This window comes from Bacillus sp. UNC41MFS5, assembly GCF_000686805.1.
The window spans coordinates 120,470-142,839 of record NZ_KK366019.1 but is presented as its reverse complement, the minus strand read 5'-3'; the positions used below and the strand labels follow the sequence as shown (position 1 = coordinate 142,839).

General features: G+C 43.5%; 21 protein-coding genes. All 21 read right to left on the bottom strand.

The window, feature by feature from the left end; genetic code table 11:
* Nucleotides 1-433: 433 nt before the first annotated feature.
* Complete coding sequence (gene trxB / locus BR30_RS0127230; RefSeq protein ID WP_026567787.1) at nucleotides 434-1,384, bottom strand: thioredoxin-disulfide reductase; 951 nt, start codon at nucleotides 1,382-1,384, stop codon at nucleotides 434-436.
* A gap of 98 nt (nucleotides 1,385-1,482) precedes the next feature.
* Complete coding sequence (locus tag BR30_RS0127225) at nucleotides 1,483-2,976, bottom strand: tetratricopeptide repeat protein (RefSeq protein WP_026567786.1); 1,494 nt, start codon at nucleotides 2,974-2,976, stop codon at nucleotides 1,483-1,485.
* 289 nt (nucleotides 2,977-3,265) lie between these two features.
* Nucleotides 3,266-3,883: a bifunctional phosphoribosyl-AMP cyclohydrolase/phosphoribosyl-ATP diphosphatase HisIE gene (hisIE, locus tag BR30_RS0127220; protein WP_026567785.1), complete on the bottom strand. Its 618-nt coding sequence runs from the start codon at nucleotides 3,881-3,883 to the stop codon at nucleotides 3,266-3,268.
* Nucleotides 3,880-4,641: an imidazole glycerol phosphate synthase subunit HisF gene (hisF, locus tag BR30_RS0127215; RefSeq protein WP_026567784.1), complete on the bottom strand. Its 762-nt coding sequence runs from the start codon at nucleotides 4,639-4,641 to the stop codon at nucleotides 3,880-3,882. Before hisF ends, hisIE begins: the two co-directional genes overlap by 4 nt.
* Nucleotides 4,638-5,363, bottom strand: a complete 726-nt coding sequence (gene hisA / locus BR30_RS0127210; protein WP_026567783.1) for a 1-(5-phosphoribosyl)-5-[(5-phosphoribosylamino)methylideneamino]imidazole-4-carboxamide isomerase — start codon at nucleotides 5,361-5,363, stop codon at nucleotides 4,638-4,640. Before hisA ends, hisF begins: the two co-directional genes overlap by 4 nt.
* On the bottom strand, nucleotides 5,360-5,986 hold the full coding sequence (hisH, locus tag BR30_RS0127205; protein WP_026567782.1) for an imidazole glycerol phosphate synthase subunit HisH: 627 nt from the start codon (nucleotides 5,984-5,986) through the stop codon (nucleotides 5,360-5,362). The genes hisA and hisH overlap by 4 nt, the downstream gene beginning before the upstream one ends.
* Before the next feature lie 95 nt (nucleotides 5,987-6,081).
* The gene (gene hisB, locus BR30_RS0127200; protein ID WP_026567781.1) at nucleotides 6,082-6,669 is read right to left on the bottom strand and encodes an imidazoleglycerol-phosphate dehydratase HisB; all 588 of its coding nucleotides are present in this window, start codon (nucleotides 6,667-6,669) and stop codon (nucleotides 6,082-6,084) included.
* Between the two features lie 36 nt (nucleotides 6,670-6,705).
* Nucleotides 6,706-7,986: a histidinol dehydrogenase gene (hisD, locus tag BR30_RS0127195; RefSeq protein ID WP_026567780.1), complete on the bottom strand. Its 1,281-nt coding sequence runs from the start codon at nucleotides 7,984-7,986 to the stop codon at nucleotides 6,706-6,708.
* Nucleotides 7,987-8,625: an ATP phosphoribosyltransferase gene (hisG, locus tag BR30_RS0127190; protein ID WP_026567779.1), complete on the bottom strand. Its 639-nt coding sequence runs from the start codon at nucleotides 8,623-8,625 to the stop codon at nucleotides 7,987-7,989.
* On the bottom strand, nucleotides 8,618-9,790 hold the full coding sequence (locus tag BR30_RS0127185; RefSeq protein WP_026567778.1) for an ATP phosphoribosyltransferase regulatory subunit: 1,173 nt from the start codon (nucleotides 9,788-9,790) through the stop codon (nucleotides 8,618-8,620). The genes hisG and BR30_RS0127185 overlap by 8 nt, the downstream gene beginning before the upstream one ends.
* Before the next feature lie 335 nt (nucleotides 9,791-10,125).
* Nucleotides 10,126-10,659, bottom strand: coding sequence for an acyltransferase (locus tag BR30_RS0127175; protein WP_026567777.1), 534 nt, complete (start codon nucleotides 10,657-10,659; stop codon nucleotides 10,126-10,128).
* Nucleotides 10,660-10,664: 5 nt separating this feature from the next.
* The gene (gene ppaX, locus BR30_RS0127170; RefSeq protein WP_026567776.1) at nucleotides 10,665-11,309 is read right to left on the bottom strand and encodes a pyrophosphatase PpaX; all 645 of its coding nucleotides are present in this window, start codon (nucleotides 11,307-11,309) and stop codon (nucleotides 10,665-10,667) included.
* Nucleotides 11,310-11,334: 25 nt separating this feature from the next.
* The gene (lgt, locus tag BR30_RS0127165) at nucleotides 11,335-12,153 is read right to left on the bottom strand and encodes a prolipoprotein diacylglyceryl transferase (protein ID WP_026567775.1); all 819 of its coding nucleotides are present in this window, start codon (nucleotides 12,151-12,153) and stop codon (nucleotides 11,335-11,337) included.
* A 20-nt stretch (nucleotides 12,154-12,173) separates the two neighbouring features.
* Complete coding sequence (gene hprK / locus BR30_RS0127160; RefSeq protein ID WP_026567774.1) at nucleotides 12,174-13,109, bottom strand: HPr(Ser) kinase/phosphatase; 936 nt, start codon at nucleotides 13,107-13,109, stop codon at nucleotides 12,174-12,176.
* Between the two features lie 180 nt (nucleotides 13,110-13,289).
* Entirely contained in the window at nucleotides 13,290-13,655 is a 366-nt protein-coding gene (locus BR30_RS0127155; RefSeq protein ID WP_026567773.1) for a phage holin family protein, read from the bottom strand.
* A gap of 20 nt (nucleotides 13,656-13,675) precedes the next feature.
* A complete protein-coding gene (locus BR30_RS0127150) occupies nucleotides 13,676-14,782 on the bottom strand; it encodes a DUF4097 family beta strand repeat-containing protein (RefSeq protein ID WP_026567772.1) in 1,107 nt (368 codons plus the stop codon).
* A gap of 199 nt (nucleotides 14,783-14,981) precedes the next feature.
* Entirely contained in the window at nucleotides 14,982-17,855 is a 2,874-nt protein-coding gene (gene uvrA, locus BR30_RS0127145) for an excinuclease ABC subunit UvrA (protein ID WP_026567771.1), read from the bottom strand.
* Nucleotides 17,856-17,862: 7 nt separating this feature from the next.
* Entirely contained in the window at nucleotides 17,863-19,842 is a 1,980-nt protein-coding gene (gene uvrB, locus BR30_RS0127140) for an excinuclease ABC subunit UvrB (RefSeq protein ID WP_026567770.1), read from the bottom strand.
* A 206-nt stretch (nucleotides 19,843-20,048) separates the two neighbouring features.
* Nucleotides 20,049-20,306, bottom strand: coding sequence for a CsbA family protein (locus BR30_RS0127135; RefSeq protein ID WP_231507832.1), 258 nt, complete (start codon nucleotides 20,304-20,306; stop codon nucleotides 20,049-20,051).
* Between the two features lie 86 nt (nucleotides 20,307-20,392).
* Nucleotides 20,393-21,844, bottom strand: a complete 1,452-nt coding sequence (gene panF, locus BR30_RS0127130) for a sodium/pantothenate symporter (RefSeq protein ID WP_026567768.1) — start codon at nucleotides 21,842-21,844, stop codon at nucleotides 20,393-20,395.
* The gene (locus BR30_RS0127125; RefSeq protein ID WP_026567767.1) at nucleotides 21,841-22,125 is read right to left on the bottom strand and encodes a YhdT family protein; all 285 of its coding nucleotides are present in this window, start codon (nucleotides 22,123-22,125) and stop codon (nucleotides 21,841-21,843) included. Before BR30_RS0127125 ends, panF begins: the two co-directional genes overlap by 4 nt.
* Nucleotides 22,126-22,370: the final 245 nt, after the last annotated feature.

The following is a 22,370-nucleotide window of genomic DNA, read 5'->3' as shown; positions in this document are numbered from 1 at the left end:
TACAAATTTGATATTTATGTTAATTTTAACAGTGGCTAGCATAATCTCGTAAAACAATGGGGATATGCAGCAAAAACCCAAAAAAATAGCACAGGCTACGGGCCTGTGCATGAAAGAAATATATTTTTAAAGGGGGTCAATTACTGTTTCTATCATACCGTAATTTTATTGCACTATTGTTACAGAAGAATTAAAACCGTTTTACGTTTTTGTAAATCCCCACCGCTATATTTCTTTTTTAAGCTTTCGGCTGTGTTAGACTTGTCTGTTGATTTACGTTCCAGGTGCTTCGCTTTCCGCGGGCGTTGCGGGGAGCCTCCTCGGCGCTTTTAGCGCCTGTGGGGTCTCCCCTGCCCCGTACTCCCGCAGGAGTCTTCGCGCCTTCCACTCCAATCAACAGAGTGCTAAACTCAACATTAACCTTTAACACAGCCTAACTTTTTTGTTTCATACCCTCTTTAATTTCCTCAATATAATGCTGGGCACTTTGGGCCGCAATACTGCCATCTCCAGTCGCTGTTACAATCTGGCGCAGTGTTTTTTCACGAATATCTCCTGCAGCATAAATTCCCGGTACCTTTGTCTCCATCCGGTCATTCGTTTCAATATACCCATTTTCATTGGTAATTCCAAGGTTCGTAAATGGTTTCGATAGCGGCACCATTCCGATGTAAATGAAGACACCGTCAGCCGGTAATACTTGCTCTTCTCCATTTTCGGTTGAAACGAGTGTGACACTGCCTACTTTGCCGTCTTTGTCATTAATGGACTTGATCGTGTGATTCCAAATAAAATCCACTTTCTCATTGGCAAAAGCACGATCTTGAAGAATTTTTTGAGCACGCAATTCATTACGGCGATGGACGATGGTTACCTTAGAAGCAAAGCGGGTTAAGTACACACCCTCTTCAACAGCCGAGTCTCCTCCGCCAATGACAAATAATTCTTTTCCTTTAAAGAAGGCTCCATCACAAACCGCACAGTAGGATACACCGCGGCCGCCCAGTTCTTTTTCCCCTGGAACGCCAATTTTCTTGTATTCTGCACCCGTTGTAATGATGACAGCATAAGCTTTATACTGCTTGGAGCCTGCGACAACGATTTTATAGTCGCCATGGTCTTGGATTTCTTTGATATCGCCATACGCGTATTCAGCGCCAAATTTTTTCGCATGCTCGAACATCTTCGTTGATAAATCCGGTCCTAAAATACTTTCAAAACCTGGATAGTTTTCAACGTCCTCCGTATTGGCCATTTGTCCGCCCGGCATCCCGCGCTCAATCATTAATGTCGATAGGTTTGCTCGTGATGTATAAACAGCCGCTGTCATCCCCGCAGGGCCAGCACCGGCAATAATAACGTCATAAATTTTTTCATCTGACATGATTAAAACACTCCTTAATAAAAAAAATACGATTAAGTAAGATTATTGTTCCCTTACTTAATCGTATATAACAAATGTTTTATCGTCCACCAATATGCTTAATTCAAATAGTTATTCACTATTTTTACATATTTACCAATGGTTGCGGATGAAATTCCATAACGATCGGCTACCTCTTGCTGAGAAACCTTTTCACTGCGCAGTTTGTGCCAAATATACTCGACGGCACCCGCCCAGGCACGTTTATTTTTCAATTGGAGGCTGTCTTTGGAAACCTCGACAAACACAGAAAACCACATCAAGTATAAACCGGACTCAATGGTGCCAATTGGTTGAAAGGTCTCATAAAAGAGTTCGGCCACTTCCTGTGCATCGGCCGTCATCGAAGGTTTTCCCGAACGAATCAACGAGATATATTCCTTTTCCAAGGACGTAAATTTCTGATTTTGAAACAGCCGCTTGGAGGTGATGATTTCTTCCTTTTTACTCGATACAGTCGTGAGGAAAAGGGCAAATAAGCGCTCCTCCACATAGTCGCTGTCCAGTTTTTGAAAAATAGAACCGGAAAGGTTTTCAAAACCGTTAGAAGGTGCATTTTCCTTGTTCCATGGTTCCGAGCCTTCCTTATCAGGATTAAGTTCCATCACTTTTTTCCAGATATTTTTTGCAAACGTTTCATTGCCTGTGAAATAGGCAGAATGGGAAAGCCAATAGTAAAATGGACTATCACCATCAAAGCCGTGCTTATATAGTTTTTTCAGCCATAAATAGGCTAGGTCATATTCTCCTACTAAAGCAAATGAGGCCCCAAGTTTGAATTGCTGTTCACTTAGAAGTGGTTGAATTTTCTTTAAGATGTCAATCATCCCGGCAACATCTCTCTCCTGCCCCTGATAATAGGCAAAAACAAGCCTGTTACATAGGGCATGAAGATTACCTGGATTTCGCTCTAATACATCGGCTAAAATGGATTCCGCCTTTTTTGTCTTCCCTAAATAAAAATAGGCGAGCGCTAAGTTGTTGTACGCAGACCAATACTCCGGATAATCCTTGACGACATCTTTTAGCAGTTCTATCGCTTTTGGAAAGTATCCTGACTCAAGCAGGTCACGAGCCTGTTCTTGTTTAACAATAAGGTCATCCTGCTGATACAGATCATCCTCAAGATCTTCTGATTCCAATGTAAGTACATCTAGTAAATCCTCAGTATCCTCGCTAAAGTCACCATCTGGGTCTAGCTGTAAATACAGTTTGGCGTGGTGATACGCATCTTTAAAAAATCCCATATGGGCATAATTATTGGCCAAAAAGTAATGGCATTCCACCATTTCTTGATCTAGTTCTTCAAGGATGAGGTGCAAGAGCCGGTTGGAATGTTCAAACTCGCCAAGTTCTGTTGACACAATCGCCAACTGGCATATAATCATCGGTTCACCCGGTTCAAGCTGCATCGCTCTCCCAAGATATTTTTTTGCTTTGATAAAATCACGACGATGGAATGCCTTTAAACCCTTCGTGAAATAATATTCCCCCGTAGGAACAAATGTAAGTAATTTTCCCATATGCTTTCTTGCTTTCGCGTCTTTACCCATGAAGTCCTCCACATTTTTAACATAACTAAGGTAGTATACCACACTAGGGAGTTGTTCGAGAAGGGCTAGTATTGGAGGGGAATTTCGGTTTGGTTTAGGGAGATATGATAAAATGGAAGGATTTTTACAATTTTTGTTGAATTAATCTTACTTTTGTAAAATTATTGGTTCGTTTTGTAAAATAAGTTCTCAGTTTTGTATAAATGCAGCCTGTTTTGTAAAATTAGCCCTCAATTTTGTATAATTTTCATTTTTTTAATGTAGAACTAAATTAAAAAAACCAGTCGAATTACGACCGGTCCTTGTGTCTTTCTTCTAACGTTTTTAAAACTTCCTTGAATGGAAGGCCTTGTTCGACGAGTAATACCTGCAAGTGATAAAGTAAATCGGCTGCTTCCCATCGTAGTTCCTCAGCGTCACGGTTTTTCGCTGCAATAATTACTTCGGCCGCTTCTTCCCCAACTTTTTTCAAAATCTTATCGACGCCTTTTTCAAACAGATAGGTGGTGTAAGCCCCTTCTGGACGCTCTCGTTCGCGGTCAACGATGACTTTTTCAAGCGATTGTAAGATCTGATAGTCTGCCAGACTTGATGTCCCCGTATAGCCCCTTTCTGAAAAACAACTAACAGCTCCGGTATGGCAAGCAGGACCCTTCGGATATACAAGGACTAATAACGCATCTTGGTCGCAGTCGTAATTCATGCTGACAACGGTCTGTGTATTACCGCTTGTTGCACCTTTATGCCATAATTCCTTGCGAGAACGGCTATAAAACCATGTTTCGCCCGTTTCAATGGTTTTGGCGAGCGATTCCTCATTCATATAAGCGAGTGTTAATACTTCTTTTGTTCCAGCATCTTGGATAATCGCAGGAACTAATCCTTTTTCATCAAATCGTACATTCATCGAACCGTCACTCCTTTTTCCCGTAAATAGCTTTTTACTTCATGAACGGATGTCTCTTTATAGTGAAAGATGGACGCAGCTAGAGCCGCATCTGCTTTACCGGCTAAGAACGCTTCCTCGAAATGTTCCGAATTCCCGGCCCCGCCCGAAGCAATGACAGGAATGGTTACCGCTTCGCTTACTGCCTTCGTGAGCTCCAGGTCGAACCCATTCTTCTCACCATCACTATCCATACTCGTTAGCAAAATTTCACCCGCACCCAAACGGGCAGCTTCTATAGCCCACTCAACAACTAATTTGTCTGTCGGCGTTCTGCCACCGTGCGTGAATACGCGCCACGTTCCAACTTCTTCATCATATTTCGCATCGATTGCGACAACGATGCATTGCGATCCAAAGTAGCTGGCACCTTCCTTAATCAGTTCCGGGTTAAGGACCGCCGCCGTGTTCAGCGACACTTTATCCGCGCCAGCGCGCAGGATTCTTTTCATATCTTCCAATGCATTAATGCCACCGCCTACCGTAAACGGAATTGCCAACTCAGAGGCGACGGCCTTTACAACTTCAACCATTGTTTTTCGGCCTTCAACAGATGCAGAGATATCTAGAAAAACAAGCTCATCCGCTCCCTGCTCATCGTAAAAGCGTGCTAGTTCAACAGGATCGCCGGCATCGCGCAGTTGCACAAATTGGATCCCTTTGACCACTCGACCATCTTTTACATCCAGGCATGGGATGATTCTTTTTGTTAGAGTCATCGGGACCCACCCACTTTCAGGGCCTCTTTTAACGTGAAGCGGTTTTCATAAAGGGCTTTGCCGACGATTGCACCTTGAATCCCTTGGGATGCAATGGCTTGTAAGTCTGCTAGACTGCTCACCCCGCCAGAGGCAATCACATTTTTCCCCGTCACTTCAGCCATTTCACAAACAGCAGCAATATTAGGACCGGCTAGTGTTCCATCCGTAGCGATATCAGTAAAAATAAACGTCTCCGCCCCCGCTTCTGCAAAGCGCTTGCCGAGGTCAACTGCCCTTAGTTCTGAAGTATCCAGCCAACCGTGTGTCGCGACATAGCCATTTTTAGCATCAATCCCGACCGCAATCTTCCCACCGTATTTTTTGATCATATCGATGGCAAAATCGGGGTTAGAAACTGCAATACTTCCTATGATGACGCGGTTTACACCATTCTCAAGATAGTGGAGAATATCCTCTTCCGAACGGATGCCGCCGCCAATTTGAATATTTACATTTAACTTTTGCGCGGCTTCAATCACAAACCGGTCATTGACCCGTTTGCCATCTTTTGCTCCGTCAAGGTCCACCATGTGAATCCACTCGGAACGATCAGCGGCAAAACTTTTGGCCATATCAAATGGCGAGTCACCATAAATGGTTTCTTGGTCGTAGTCCCCTTGGAGAAGTCGGACGCACTTGCCGCCACGCATATCAATTGCTGGATAAATCGTTAAACTCATCGGACTGCCTTCCTTTCCTCCACCATTTGTAGAAAATTAGCGAGCAGAGCCATGCCCAGCTTGCTGCTTTTTTCCGGATGAAATTGCATCCCATATATATTATCTCTGCCCACAATTGCAGATACTTGCTCGTTATAATTGGCTTTTGCCAGTAACACGTCGGAGTTTTCCGCATCCACATAATAGGAATGAACGAAATAAACGTAATCCTCTTCTAAGTTTTTTAATAAAGGAGATTCTTGCACAAATTCAAGCCGATTCCAGCCCATGTGTGGAACTTTGTAGGTTTGTCCTTCCGGGGTTTTCCCTGGAAAACGGCGAACACTGCCTGGCAACAATCCTAACCCTTCCGTCGGTCCATTTTCTTCACTTCGTTCAAACAGCAATTGCATCCCTAGGCATATGCCAAGGAGCGGTTTACCTGAAGCGGCAAATTCCTTAATCGTCTCAACCGGCAAACGCTCCATCGCATCCCGAAAGGAGCCCACACCTGGAAGAAGTAAGGCATCCGCAGCCAACAACTCACCCTTATCAGCCGAAATAAAATACTCAGCACCGAGCCGCTCCAATGCCTTGCTAACACTAAACAGATTTCCCATTCCATAGTCAACAATGCCAATCATCTATAACATCCTTTCACGGTGCCTTTCATGGTGCCTGACACCTTAGTTATGTTTTTCACATGGTGCCTGACACCATTTCACTACACTAATTTCATCTAGAGCATTCCTTTGGTCGATGGGACGCCTTTGATGCGCGGGTCGATGGTTGTGGCTTCGTCAAGGGCACGGCCTAGCGCTTTAAAGACGGCTTCGATCATATGGTGTGTATTTTTTCCGTAATGGACGATGACATGAAGATTCATCCGGGCCTCGAGTGCAAGTTTCCATAAAAATTCATGAACCAGCTCGGTGTCAAATGTGCCTACTTTTTGTCCTGGGAACTCGGCACGCATTTCTAGATGCGGACGATTACTGAGGTCAACGACAACCTGCGCCAACGCTTCATCCATCGGTACAAAGGCATTCCCGTAACGCTTAATACCGCGTTTGTCACCTAATGCTTCACGTAACGCCTGTCCAAGACAAATACCAATGTCTTCTGTTGTATGGTGGTCGTCGATTTCTGTGTCCCCATTGGCATTCACTGTCAGGTTGAATTGTCCATGTTTTGTGAATAAATCAAGCATATGGGTCATGAACGGTACGCCCGTTTCTAAATTAGACTGACCTTCACCATCCACATCTAATGTTAATTGAATTTGTGTTTCATTCGTGTTCCGTTCAATACTTGCGATTCTTTCCATGAAAGGGACCCCCTATATATTGTCAGTACGATAATCTTATAAATTCCCGTCGTTTTTCAATCGAAATTCAACAGCACGTGCGTGGGCCTCAAGCCCTTCCTTCCGAGCAAACTCAGCAATTTTAGCTCCATTCTCTACCATCGCCTTTTGGCTGTAGATAATCACGCTTGATTTCTTCTGGAAATCGTCCACATTCAATGGACTAGAAAAGCGTGCTGTCCCGTTGGTAGGAAGAACATGATTAGGACCAGCAAAGTAGTCACCAACCGGCTCCGAGCTATAGCGGCCGATAAAAATGGCGCCTGCGTGTCGGATTTTCCCAAGCAGTTCAATCGCATTTTCCGTAATGATTTCTAGATGTTCAGGTGCTAATTGATTAACAGTTTCGATGGCCTCTTCGATTGTATCCGTTATGTAGATGGCACCATAATCCGCAATCGAGCGAGAGGCGATGTCTTTTCGTGGCAGCAGCTCAAGTTGCTTTTCCACTTCCATGCTGACTGCTTCGGCCAGTACACTCGAAGGGGTGACCAAGACACTGCAGGCCCGCGGATCATGCTCTGCCTGTGACAACAGGTCTGCTGCCACCTCGTCCGCTCTTGCCGTTTCATCTGCTAAAATGGCAATCTCGCTTGGGCCAGCAATCATATCAATGTCAACATCTCCGAAAACCTCCCGTTTTGCCAAGGCAACATAGATATTTCCGGGACCGGTAATTTTATCAACCGAGGAAATCGATTCGGTTCCATAGGCAAGTGCCGCAATCGCTTGGGCCCCGCCCACTTTATAGATTTCCTCGACGCCTGCTTCCTTGGCCGCAACAAGTACGGTTGCCGGTAATTGTCCTTGGTCGTCTGGCGGCGACACCATTACAATCCGTTTCACACCAGCCACTTTTGCCGGAAGAACGTTCATGAGGACGGAGGAAGGATAAGCTGCTGTTCCGCCTGGCACATATACCCCGACGGAATCGAGGGGTGTGATTTTTTGACCTAGAACGGTTCCATTTTCCTCTGTCGTCATCCATGAAGGATGCAGCTGCTTTTCATGGAACGAGCGAATATTTTCCGCTGCTTCCCGGACAATCGATAGAAAACGCTCATCTACTTGCTCGTAGGCAGCCTCTATTTCTTTTTCGGTGACAGTAAAAGAAGATAAGTGCACACGATCGAATTTCTCAGTATATTCCCTTAATGCTTCATCGCCGCGCGTGCGAATCGCTGAAATAATTTCTTTGACTACGTTTACCTGCTCGGAGGTACCTGACTCGATTGATCGCTTTAACGAAACGAGGTCATTTACTTTTACTATTTTCATTTAATTTTCCTCCAAAGAGACAACTTTACTAAGCCGTGTTACCAGTTCGTCAATCTTTGTATCCTTGATGCGGTAACTGACGGGATTCACGATCAGGCGGGATGTGACATCCACAATCCTCTCATACTCAACGAGACCATTTTCCCTCATCGTCCGGCCAGTAGAAACAATATCAACAATCCGGTCTGATAAACCAATGATTGGAGCCAGTTCGATGGAACCGTTTAATTTGATAATTTCCACCTGTTCTCCCTGCTCACGAAAATAGGCTTCAGCCACATTCGGGTATTTCGTTGCTACCCTTGGCGCCACATCATTCATTTTTGTCCCGGGAAGACCGGCCACTGCTAAATAGCAAGCACTAATCCGTAAATCGAGGAGTTCATAAACATCGCGTTCTTCCTCCAGCATAACATCCTTGCCGGCAATACCAATATCGGCGACCCCATGCTCTACATAGGTTGGAACATCGGTCGGTTTCGCTAGGATAAAGCGCAGACCCTCATTTTCAACCTCAATGATTAATTTACGTGAATCATCAAATTCGGGCGGAAGCTGATAACCAGCTTTCCGAAGCAATTCAACCGCTTCTTCAAAAATCCGCCCCTTTGGCATAGCAATCGTTAGTATATTATTCATCGGCACGTCCTCCGAGTAAGTAGGTGGTATCGGCAAATTTCTTTGTATAGGCATCAAGGTTTTTGACGCCATTAATATCCTGGAGCACGGTTCGTTTACCTTCTTCATGCATCTGTTCAGCTAATTGAAAGGCTTCCTTCCGGCGTTCCTGACTGAAAAAGATGCAGGTAACCACATTTTCGAGATTGATGTCGCCAAGGGCCTCTAGAAGCCGGTCAAGGTGCACCGCAAACCCGGTGGCACTTGCATTTTTTCCAAACTTCTCTATTAAGCTGTATCGGCCGCCATTACCGATGGGAAAGCCGACATTGCCTGCGTAGACTTCAAATAATATCCCAGAATAGTAGCTCATATGGCTGACAATGGTAAAATCAAATTTCACTTGATCTTCTACCCCGTAGTCGTTCAGACAATCCCATAGTTCTTTTAACTGCAAAAGTGCCAGCTTGCCTTGTTCATTTTCAATTAAATCGAAGGCCTTGCCGATTACTTCAATTCCTCCCCTTAAGTCGAGAAATTGAAGAAGTCTTTGTTTATCAATTGATGATAGGGATAACGAATTTACATGCTCACGGTATCCTACATAATTTTTTTCATATAACAATCTTCTTAACGAATTAGCCCGCTCATCGGTCCCAAGGATTTGTAAAAACAATTCCTGAGCAAAACCAATATGACCAATCGATACTTGAAACTGTGATAATCCTGCCTTTTTTAATGAAGAAATAAGCAAGGCAATAACTTCGCCATCGCACGAAACGGTTTCGTCATTTAGGAATTCCACGCCGATTTGTTCAAATTCAGCGGGACGGCCTCCTTCACGCTGCTGCGCACGAAACACGTTAGCGGAGTAGGCTAACCGAAGCGGCATATCGTCCTGCAATAGTTTTGATGCGGCTACGCGGGCGATAGGCGCTGTCATATCAGGTCTTAAAACCAGTGTATGCCCTTGTTTGTCGAGCAATCGGAACAACTGGGCATCTTGAATGGCCGATGCCGATCCAACTGTTTCATAGTATTCCAATGTAGGTGTTTCAATAAATTGGCAGCCCCATAGTTTGATGGTGTCTTCCATTAAGGTGCGAACGCGGTGTTTTTTTTCATACAACTCTGGCAGCGTATCTCTCATGCCTAAAGGCTTTTCAAACATAAACAAGCGACTCATCCTGCTCATCCTTTATTTTAGATTACGTTAATTTAAAATTTTCTAAATGCTTTAGTCTGCTAATGTGATAATGAATTAAAGTAGTTTTAGTTTACCCTTAGAAAAACTATTCGTCAATGAAAATATCTGAAACTTTTGAGGAGGGATTCCGCTGAACTAGGATGGGATTCCGCCAATCTGTTGTAGGATTCCGCCGAACCTCGACCTATATCCTCCAACCTAGTAAGGAATTCCGCCAAGTTTCTGAATTTTTCCGCGAAACGACAATTTTTATTGTAAGTTTACTACAAAAAAAGCCTGGTTGCGAAAACCAGACTTAAAAAAATTGCACTATTTTAATTTTTCCGTCCATAAATCGAATCCTCGGCCCAGCGCTCGGCCAATTCTTCTTTTGAATAAATGACCCGCATTGGATTGCCGCCGACAAACGCCCCTGGAGGAACATCCTTATGGACAAGGGTCCCAGCTGAGACAATGGCACCATCCCCGATTGTAATCCCTGGAAGGATGGTGGAGTTCGCACCAATCATCACTTCACTCCCAATCACCACAGGACCGAGCCGGTATTCTTTAATTAAATATTCATGAGCAAGGATGGTCGTGTTATATCCAATCACCGTATTGCGACCGACACTGATTTTTTCGGGAAACATCACATCGAGCATGACCATTAATGCAAAGGATGTTTGCTCGCCCACCTCAAGCCCAAGGAACACCCGATACAGCCAATTTTTCATCCCCAAGAATGGCGTGTAGCGGGCTAATTGAATCACGATAAAATTCTTGACAACTTTCCAAAAAGGCACGGTCTTATAGACGTGCCATAAAGAATTCGCTCCTTCAACAGGGTAGCGGGTCGTATTCCTCATCTTACTCACTCTCCGAGGATAGGTAATAGGTCAGCCATGTTCTCTAGAATATAATCGGGTTCATATTTTGCAATATACTCTCTGCCTTTAATCGACCAGGCACAGCCAGCCGTTACCGTTCCAGCATTTTTTCCTGCTAAAATATCATGGTAATTATCCCCGACCATCATCGTCTCTTCAGGTGTAGAATCCAGCTGTTCCAGTGCCTTAAAAATAGGCTCAGGATCTGGTTTTGTCTTGCTGACATGATCGTAGGCAACAATAACTTCGAAAAAGGCATCAAGGTTCATAAGGTGAAGTCCCTTCATCGTCACATCATGACGTTTGGTCGTGACGATCCCCAGCTTGTAGCCCTTTTCTTTTAAGGTTCGCACAGTATCCAAGACCCCGGTAAATTCCCGCACCAAGTTATCATGGTTACTAATGTTAAAGGCACGATATTCTAAAATCATCTCTTCCACCCGATCTGGATCGATGGTACCAAACGCTTCGTGGAGCGTCGGCCCCATAAATGGCAAAACATCCTCACGCGTGTACTTGTTTGGATAATATTTTTCCAATGTATGAAGGTACGATGTAATAATTAATTCATTCGTATCAATTAATGTCCCATCTAAATCAAAAAGAACGGTCGTAATTTTGTTAGTCATTGGTCGATTCCTTTCTTTCATGCAGTTAACTATTTTCTTGATCTAAATATCGCTTTTCTGTCAATTGTTTAGTGCGGCGATAGATAAGAATGGCCAGCGCTCCAACCACTAATGCAATCGAAATCGTTTGTGCCATCCGGAGGCTGCCAAGCATTAAGCTATCGGTTCGTAAGCCCTCAATGAAGAAGCGGCCAACTGAATACCAAATCACATACGTAAGGAACATTTCTCCGCGGCGGAAATTCACCCGGCGCAGCAATAGTAATAGGAAAAAGCCCGCAAAGTCCCATAGCGATTCATAAAGGAATGTTGGGTGATAATACGTTCCATTAATATACATTTGATTAATAATAAATTCCGGTAAATGCAAGTTTTCAAGGAATGCTCTGGTTACTTCCCCGCCATGCGCTTCCTGGTTCATGAAATTTCCCCAACGGCCAATCGCTTGTCCAAGAATAATACTTGGTGCGGCAATGTCGGCGATTTTCCAAAAGGAAATCCCGCGTTTTTTGGCAAACACATATGTGGTCAGTACGGAGCCAATCAGGGCACCATGGATAGCGATCCCGCCATTCCAAATTTGCGGGATATCCGCCGGATGATTGACATAATACTTCCATTCAAAAATGACATAATAGATACGTGCAGAAATAATTGCAATGGGGATGGCCCATAACATTAAGTCTGCAAATGTGTCTTTCTCTAATCCTCTGCGATTTCCTTCCCTGATGGCAAGGTACAAAGCAAGGGCCAAACCTGAGCCAATAATAATCCCATACCAATGCACTGAAATCGGTCCAAGTGAAAAGGCAATCGGATTTAGCGGTTGAATAGTTTCGTTCATCTCTCTATCTCCTCTTCCCCTTAAATCTCGTCATGATCCCCGTCTTCAATCACATCGGACAGACGCTCAGTAAATTGCTGCGCTGCATTCACACCCATTCTTTTTAGACGGAAATTCATCGCTGCCACTTCGATAATAACAGCAAGGTTTCGCCCTGGACGAACAGGGATTGTCAGCTTTGGTACATCCGTGTCAATGATTCTCATTTTTTCTTCATCTAAACCAAGGCGGTCATATTGCTTTTTTGAGTCCCAAATTTCTAGATTCATAACGAGGGTAATCCGTTTATTACTGCGAACGGCACCAGCTCCAAATAGAGTCATCACATTGATTATCCCTAAGCCGCGGATTTCTAGTAAATGCTCGATTAAATCGGGGGAAGATCCGACTAATGTATCTTGGTCTTCCTGACGAATTTCAACGCAATCATCCGCAACCAGCCTGTGGCCGCGCTTGACCAATTCTAAGGCCGTTTCACTTTTTCCTACGCCACTTTTTCCGGTAATTAATACCCCGATTCCGTACACATCAACCAATACGCCATGGACAGCTGTAGTTGGTGCCAGCTTACTTTCTAAGTAATTCGTCAGGCGGCTGGAGAATCGTGTTGTCTTCATGCCCACTCGTAAAACTGGAACAGATTCACGTTCGGACGCTTCAATCAGCTCTATTGGTACCTCGATATCTCGGGTGACAATAATCGCAGGAGTAATATCGGTGCATAAACGTTCCATTCTTGTAGCACGTTCAGCGTCAGACAACATTCCAAAAAAGGAAAGTTCGGTTTTACCTAATAGCTGAATTCGTTCTGCTGGATAAAATTCAAAATATCCGGCCATTTCAATTCCTGGACGTGAGATGTCACTCATGGTGATAGGGCGGTTAATTCCCTCTTCACCGCTAATTAATTCAAGTTTAAACTTCTCGACTATATCTTTGGTACGTACTTTTGGCAAGGAAACATCCTCCTCAAACGGATTAAGTTTATTCTAAAAATTCCATTTCCACTTATTTTAGCATTTTTTATTAAATTACCATACTTTCATGTCTAAAAAATTAGAATGCTTCCACTTGGGCATTTCTACCATATAAACAGGGTGCCCACTTTTTAAAGCGAGCACCCTGATATTCAAAGATTAATCCTTGGATTTCCTTGCTGGCTGGAGCAGTGTTTTTTGAATAATCAAGTTTACAAGCGACATCAGGATGGCAAAGAAGATGGCCATCCCAAAACCAGAAATTTCAAAGGCATCGCCCATCAAGTAATCTGTCAACTCCAACGTAATGGCATTGATGACTAATAGGAACAACCCCAACGTTACAATTGTTACTGGCAATGTAAACAGAATTAGGATCGGTCGTACCAAAATATTTAAGATGGACAATAAAATGCTTGCCTGAAGTGCGGCCATAAATCCTGTTAATTGAAAGCTTTCGTGAAAATAACCCGCTAGTGCCATAAACAACACCGCATTAATCAAACACCCAATCAGCCATCTCATTTTACGGCATCTCCTAGTAATTATTCTTGTGATTTGTGAATTGTGATGGAACCCGTTTTTGTGTCTGCATAGATTTTCATCATTTTATCAGGATGATTAATGGATTTAAAGCGAAGCGACTTTTGAATCATTTCACTATTCTCTTCCAGTACTTGAACACCGATGAGTTCCACATTAAATCCGCCAATATTCGTCTTCAATTCCCCATTTACCGGCAGATTATCTGGGATGTAAAGGTCAATTCCACCAGTTGTCGCTTTTACTTGAATCAACTCGGTGCGACTTCCGCTGATATTGCAGCTGATATTCCCGTGAAAGGACTGCGTTCCCACCCTTTTAAAATCACCATCGAGTTTGATTGCCCCGTTTATGGTCTCCGCTTCGAGATCATCGAACAAACTGCTGATAATTTTAATTTTTCCGATGGCCGTTTCAACCTCTGCTTTATTACCATGAACTCGACCAAGGTTTATTTTTCCATTAGCGGTTTTCACCCTTAGGTCAGCGACATGCATATCTTCTCCATTGACCGCACCATTAAAGATTCTGATGCGCATACGGTCATACTGAGCTTTTGGTACAAAAATGGTTGAGTCTACCTTCATCCATTTTTGTTGCGTCATAAAACGTAATTTTTGATTCTCAACTGAAAAAATAGTATCTCTTAAAAAGTTCTGCCTTGCTTGGTCTGAGTTTTCAACCCTAAATACCTTCGCTTGACATTCAATTCTCACATCCGGTTGGTCCCAGGCTGCAATTTTAACAGAACCATTCGCCACGTCAATATCGACTTCTTTCAGGTCAGCATCACCCTGGTGAAAAATATGGGAGATTTCAACGGATTGACCAAAATTCAAATCAAAATCAAAATCTTTGATTTTTTTTAGGGCAGAATCGACAAAATCAAAAATCTTCACCTTAGTCGATTGGAACTTCGCCTGGAAAGGATCTTCCTTCTTGGCCTCCTCGAAATTTACAACTGTGGAAAGCTCATTCACTATTTCCTCTTGCTTCTGCTCCATCGTTTGTTGTGCTTTTTCTAATTCATCCAGTAAGGTGACAGCTTCTTCGACGGTCAATTTTCCTTCTTCAACCATTTTTAAAATCCGCACTTTTTCCTCTTTCATTATTACCCACCTCAGTATCAAAAATTTGTGTCACTTTATGCTTATTCAGAAATGATTATTATTATCCTTTATCTATTATTTACGAAAAAGGAAGCTGATTAGTTTCGTACTTTTTTCATTAAGAACAAGCAGAACTATTTTGAAACAGAGTGTCGGCCTATTCCACAAAAAAAGAGCCTAATTCGGCTCTTTTCCCCACTTATGCTTTTATGGCACTCTTATCTTCAATTTGCTGTTTCATCCGACGGCTGTCACGCTCAAGGATTGGCTTTAAGTATTTACCAGTATATGATTCAGGGACTTCTGCGACTTTTTCTGGTGTTCCGGTGGCAACGATTGTTCCGCCTTTATCTCCGCCTTCTGGCCCTAGATCGACAAGGTAATCGGCTGCCTTAATGACATCGAGGTTATGCTCAATCACAAGAACCGTGTCGCCATTTTCAACTAAGCGCTGCAACACAACGAGCAAACGGGAAATATCATCGACATGAAGACCCGTTGTCGGTTCATCGAGAATATAGAAGGATTTGCCCGATGACCGGCGGTGCAGTTCTGATGCCAATTTGACACGCTGTGCTTCCCCTCCGGATAGAGTTGTTGCCGGCTGACCAAGTTTAATGTAGCCAAGACCTACATCCAAGATAGTTTGCAGTTTACGGCTGATTTTTGGAATGTTTTCAAAAAATTCAACGGCCGCTTCCACGGTCATATCGAGTATGTCAGAAATGTTCTTCCCTTTGTACTTTACTTCAAGGGTTTCACGGTTATAACGTTTGCCATGGCAGATTTCGCATGGTACATACACATCTGGCAAGAAGTGCATTTCAATTTTGATGATACCATCACCGCGGCAGGCCTCACAACGGCCGCCCTTTACATTAAAGCTGAAGCGGCCTTTTTTATAACCGCGGACCTTCGCCTCGTTTGTGTTCGCAAACACATCACGAACATCATCAAAAACACCCGTATACGTTGCTGGATTCGAGCGAGGTGTTCGGCCAATTGGCGACTGATCAATATCGATTACTTTCTCTAAATAATCAATGCCTTTAATACACTTATGTTCACCAGGCTTTGTTTTTGCATGATGAAGCTTTTGGGCCAATGATTTATGTAAGATCTCGTTAATAAGGGTACTCTTCCCAGAACCTGACACACCTGTAATTGCAATAAACATCCCAAGCGGCAGCTTCACATTGACATTTTTTAAATTGTTTTCCGATGCGCCCTTGATTTCAATAAAGCGGCCATCCGGCTTGCGGCGTTCTAAGGGCAGCGGGATAAACTTCTTCCCGGATAAGTATTGGCCCGTCAATGAATTAGGATCTGCCATAACTTCGGCTGGTGTTCCAGCAGAAACGATTTCCCCGCCATGAACCCCGGCACCAGGTCCGATATCAATAAGGTAATCGGCCGCAATCATCGTGTCCTCATCGTGCTCAACCACAATCAAGGTGTTGCCGATATCTCGCATATTTTGCAGCGTTCCAATTAAGCGGTCATTATCCCGTTGATGAAGCCCAATCGACGGTTCATCCAAGATATACAAGACACCGGTTAAACGCGAACCGATTTGTGTGGCTAAGCGAATTCGCTGAGCCTCCCCGCCTGATAGCGTACCTGCTGTCCGACTCAAAGTTAAATAATCGAGACCGACATTAATTAAGAAGCCAAGCCGCTCACTGATTTCATTGAAAATCAGTTTGGCAATTTGCATTTCTTTATCAGAAAGTCTTAATCCTGCAAAAAATTGATTCGCCTCTTCAATTGACAGGTCGGTGATCTGGGCAATATGGTGGCCATTAATAAGGACGGCCAAGGTTTCTTTTTTCAAACGATAGCCCTTACAGGTTGGACATGGCTTTTGGCCCATATATTTTTCCATTTGCTCCCGAATATAATCGGAGCTAGTTTCTTTATAACGACGCTCCACATTTCGGATGACGCCCTCAAATTCAATATTCCCCTCACGGACTTGGCCAAAATCATTTTCATAGCGGAAATAGATTTTTTCACGACCGCCGCCATAAAGGACTTTTTCCAAGAGGTGTTCCGGGATATCCTTGACTGGGATATTCATATCCACTCCGAAATGATCACAAACTGCCTCAAGAAGCTGTGGATAGTACTGTGAGCTGGTTGGTTCCCACGGGGCAATCGCATGCTCCTTCAGTGTCAGGTCACGATTGGGGATGACAAGTTCCACATCGACTTCGAGCTTAGAACCGAGCCCGTCACATTCAGGGCAGGCACCAAACGGACTGTTGAAAGAAAACATCCGTGGTTCTAGTTCTCCAATCGAAAAGCCACAGTGTGGACAGGCATGATTTTCACTAAACAACAGTTCTTCCTGACCAATCACATCGACGATGACTTTTCCTTCGCCTAGTTTCAGGGCTGTCTCGAGAGAATCAGCAATCCGCGCTGAAACCCCTTCCTTGACGACAATCCGGTCAATAATGACTTCAATCGAATGCTTTTTATTTTTCTCTAGCTCTATCTCATCACCAAGGTCGAGCATTTCCCCATCGACACGGACGCGGACAAACCCTTGTTTTTTAATATCTTCAAGCACCTTCACGTGCGTTCCCTTCCGGCCTGTTACGACCGGGGCTAGGATTTGCATTTTGGTCCGCTCCGGGTATTCTAAAATACGGTCAACCATCTGCTCAATCGTTTGTGAAGAGATTTCAATCCCATGGATTGGACACGTTGGATGCCCGACCCTTGCAAATAATAACCGCAAATAATCATAGATTTCTGTCACCGTACCAACCGTTGAACGGGGGTTACGGCTTGTTGTTTTTTGATCGATGGAAATTGCCGGGGAGAGACCCTCAATCGCATCAACATCCGGTTTATCCATCTGGCCAAGAAATTGCCGTGCGTAGGCAGAAAGGGATTCGACATAGCGTCTTTGCCCCTCGGCATAAATCGTATCAAAGGCGAGCGAAGACTTCCCAGACCCGGAAAGTCCCGTTAAGACAACAAGCTTATCTCTCGGAATGGTGACATCGATATTTTTCAAATTGTGGGCTCTAGCGCCTTTCACAATCAGTTTTTCCATTGCCATTTTTACGTCATCCTTCCGCTTTCAATTCCAAAATTAAATCACGAAGCTCAGCAGCACGTTCGAAATTAAGCGCTTTGGCTTCGACCTTCATTTCTTTTTCCATTGTCGCAATTAATTTTTCTCTTTCTTTCTTGTTCATCTTACTAAATGATGCAGCTGGTTTGTACTCTTCCTGCGCTTCCGCAGCGTGTGTGGCACGGATGACGTCGCGAATATCTTTTTGAATCGTCATTGGGACGATTCCGTTCTTTTGGTTGTACTCTTCTTGGATGGCACGGCGGCGCCTTGTTTCAGTTATCGCTAATTCCATGGAATTTGTGATCTTGTCTGCGTACATGATGACATGTCCGTGGGCATTCCGGGCGGCACGGCCAATCGTTTGGATTAACGAACGTTCTGAACGAAGGAAGCCTTCTTTGTCGGCATCAAGGATTGCTATTAGAGATACCTCTGGGATGTCCAAACCTTCTCTGAGTAAGTTTATCCCGATGAGAACATCGTATTTACCGAGACGCAGTTCCCGAATGATTTCAATCCGTTCGAGCGTCTTTACCTCCGAATGCAGATATTGTACTTTAATGCCGATTTCCTTCAAGTAATCTGTTAGATCTTCGGACATTTTTTTCGTCAAAGTGGTTACAAGGACACGTTCATTTCTCCGTACCCGTTCGTGAATTTCACCAATCAAGTCATCAATCTGCCCTTCAATTGGACGAACCTCAAGGGTAGGGTCTAAGAGTCCTGTCGGGCGGATAATTTGTGAAACCATTTCCGGTGTATGTTCCAGCTCGTACGGTCCAGGTGTGGCCGAAACATAAATGATATTGTGGATATGCTTTTCAAACTCATCAAACATTAACGGCCGGTTATCAAGGGCAGATGGCAGACGAAAGCCGTGATCCACAAGCACCTGTTTCCGCGCTTTATCTCCATTAAACATACCTCTCACTTGTGGCAAAGTAACATGCGACTCGTCAATCACCATCAAAAAGTCCTTTGGAAAATAGTCAAGCAGGGTATAAGGAGTCGATCCCGCTTCTCTTAAAGTTAAATGGCGTGAATAATTCTCAATCCCTGAGCAAAAGCCCATTTCCCGCATCATTTCCAGGTCATAACGTGTCCTTTGTTCAAGACGCTGGGCTTCGAGCAATTTATTGTCCTCGCGAAGTTCTACAAGGCGTACTTCTAGTTCTTTTTCAATATTTTCAATCGCAATTCTCAGCTTTTCTTCCCTTGTAACGAAGTGGGAGGCTGGGAAAATGGCGACATGCTCCCGTTCACCCATAATCTCTCCTGTGAGCGCATCGACCTCTCTAATCCGATCGATTTCATCACCAAAAAACTCGACACGAAGGCAATGCTCGTCACGAGATGCGGGAAATATCTCGACAACATCGCCACGGACACGGAAGGTTCCCCGCTTGAAATCGATATCATTCCGGTCATATTGGATATCGACTAAACGACGTAACAGCTGATTGCGCTCTATTTCCATTCCTGTTCGAAGCGATAACACCATTTCTCGATATTCTTCCGGAGAACCCAAACCATAAATACAAGAAACCGAGGCAATTACAATCACATCTTTCCGTTCGAAGAGGGAAGATGTCGCTGAGTGCCGTAATTTATCAATTTCATCATTGATACTGGCATCTTTTTCAATGAATGTATCCGTCTGTGGAACGTAAGCTTCTGGCTGAAAGTAGTCATAGTAACTGACAAAATATTCAACCGCATTGTTTGGAAAAAATTCTTTGAACTCACTGTAGAGCTGTCCAGCGAGGGTTTTGTTATGTGCAATGACAAGTGTTGGTTTGTTTACTTCTTTAATCACATTTGAAATCGTAAATGTTTTTCCCGTTCCTGTCGCACCAAGCAGTGTCTGTTGTTTTTTATTGTTATGAATCCCATCAACTAATTGTCTGATCGCCTCTGGCTGATCCCCTTGTGGCGAGTATTTTGACACTAATTCAAATTGATCTTTCACGAATCTTCCCTCCCGTAAAATCAATCACTTTTCAGCATATGTACCTTGTTATGGACCGGGATGGATGCTTTCAAGTGTATCCTCTCAAATTCATATCTACATTTTACCACATTCCCCTAAAAACAAACCAATAATATGCGAACGAATATTCGATTTCATTAAAAAAAGCCTGCCATTTTACTGACAGACTTTGATTGTTTCAATTCTTAGGTCTTCTTCAATGCCCTTTGCCTCATTTTATCAGCCAACCAAAAACCGGCAGTTAATGAGAAAGCATCCACCACGATCAGCATAAACGTGTTGGTATAACCTTTATATACTGAAGTCGCAATTAGAGCCACGGTCAAGATGAGCCCAATCACTCGGTTGTAAGTGACCCGTGTAAAAAGCAAGACGAGCAGCCCTGGAAGAATAAGCGCTGAGAAATATCGAATAACCGTTTCCAATGAGTACACCTCATTCAATTAATACTATTCATTTATTCTAAAAATTAATTCACAAAATTGCAACATAAATGATAGTTGGAACTGCTCTCCCAAAGACCCTTTACTTATTTTTCCATACTCACATGCATTTTCCCTTCTTTTGGCTGAGTAAAAAGGCTAGTTACTACAAAGCCAAATAGAGAAAGTAGAATCGGGAAGACCACTGTGTGAAACCCAAATGGATTCGGATAAAATTGATCTAATAAAATATAGGACCCCATCCCTAAAATCATCGAAGTGATGGCTCCGTATTTATTGCCCTTACTCCAATATAGTCCTAAAACCACTGGCCAAATAAAGACCGACTCAAGCCCTCCAAAAGAAAACAGATTCAACCAAACGATCAAATCTGGTGGACTTAAGGAGAACAATATGACAATAATGCCAATAATCGCTGTTACGCTAAAACTAACCTTTTTCACAAGATCATTCCCTGCGTCCGGCTTGATGTAATTTAAATAGACATCTTTTACTAAAGCAGAGCTAACCAGAATCAATAAAGCGTCCACAGTTGACATAATGGCAGCCATGGGAGCAGCAAGAACAATGCCTGCTGCATATGGCGGCAGTACTTTCATCGATAACATCGGCATAACCGTATCCCCAATTTTTACACCTGGCAGAACGGGTCTGGCAAACACGCCAATGAGATGCATTCCAAGCATGATAAAACCCACCACAATGGTTCCAATAACAATCGCACTATGCATCGCCTTTGAATTTTTATATGACATCGCTCGAACAGCAATTTGCGGCAAGCCAACAACACCAATCCCTACTAGAATCCAAAAGGAGGAGACAAAGGTAGGCGTCAAGCTCCGCTCTGCCCCAAAGGGACTGATTAAATTTGGATTTTCCGCGGCTAGGTCGGAGATGATCCTTGGGATTCCTCCCCCTGCTTTAATCGTTGCGATTAAAAGGATTAACGTTCCCCCAAACATAACCACACCTTGGATGGTATCTGTAATGGCAACCGCTCGAAAGCCCCCGACAATAACAAAGACGAGAACCGAAAAGGCAAAGATTAGTAGAGCGGTCGTGTAGGGTAAGCCTGTTAAACTTTCTACCAAACGTGCTCCGCCAATCCATTGTGCGGTCATCGATGAAAATAGAAAGATGATGATACTAGCAGCTGACATCAATACAACTGCTTTACTTTTGTACCTCTCTTTTAAAAAGTCAATCAAGGTGATTGCCTTGTACTGACGAGAAATAATCGCAAACTTCTTGCCCAGGACCATTAATGTAAAATATCCAGTGGCTAATTGAGCCATGGCTAGGAGAACCCAGCCTAATCCCTGCGTATAGGCGATACCTGGACCACCGATGAAACTGCTGGCACTGCCATATGTTGCCACCATCGTCATCGCCAGTATGAAACCGCCCATTTGACGTTCCCCTAGAAAGTACTCCTCTAAGAAGGAATGAGATTTAATGACAAATTTGTTTGACCACATGCCAACGGCAAAGATAATGAATAAGAAAATTAAAAGCGGAGTAATGACGGCCCAATTCATTTGATTTCCCCCTCTTCCTCTTCAAAGGGAACATCCTTGAATAATACCTTTACCGTAAAAATAACGAGAATAACCATCACAATAAACCCTAATATACAACTGTAGAAAAACCATGCAGGCAAGCCCCATATGTACGTGTAACTTTCTACTTTGGCAGAGCCCAGCCCATAAGCAAAACCGTACCACCAAATAAAATTAATCAAAACAAGAATAATTCCAATCAAGGCTTCCCTGTGAGCAATTTTGAAACGCTTGTCTCGCGGATAACCACTTTTCTTCATTGTCTTCCTCCTAGCTGAAAACTCACTCCAACCTATTCATGTTATTTTTAACCAATAAAGAAAAAATAACCAACCTAATCCTAGCGGAAAATGAGAAAACGCGCAAAGAAAAAAACCTATCCTCTTGTGTACAGTTTCTCACAGTACAAAAAGTGCAAGCGTTAGTTTATCGACGTATAGGATGGAGGGCTCAAAAAACTTTGAAGGACAAAACTCAGTCAGGAAGCAAGTAAAATGTCCTTCGG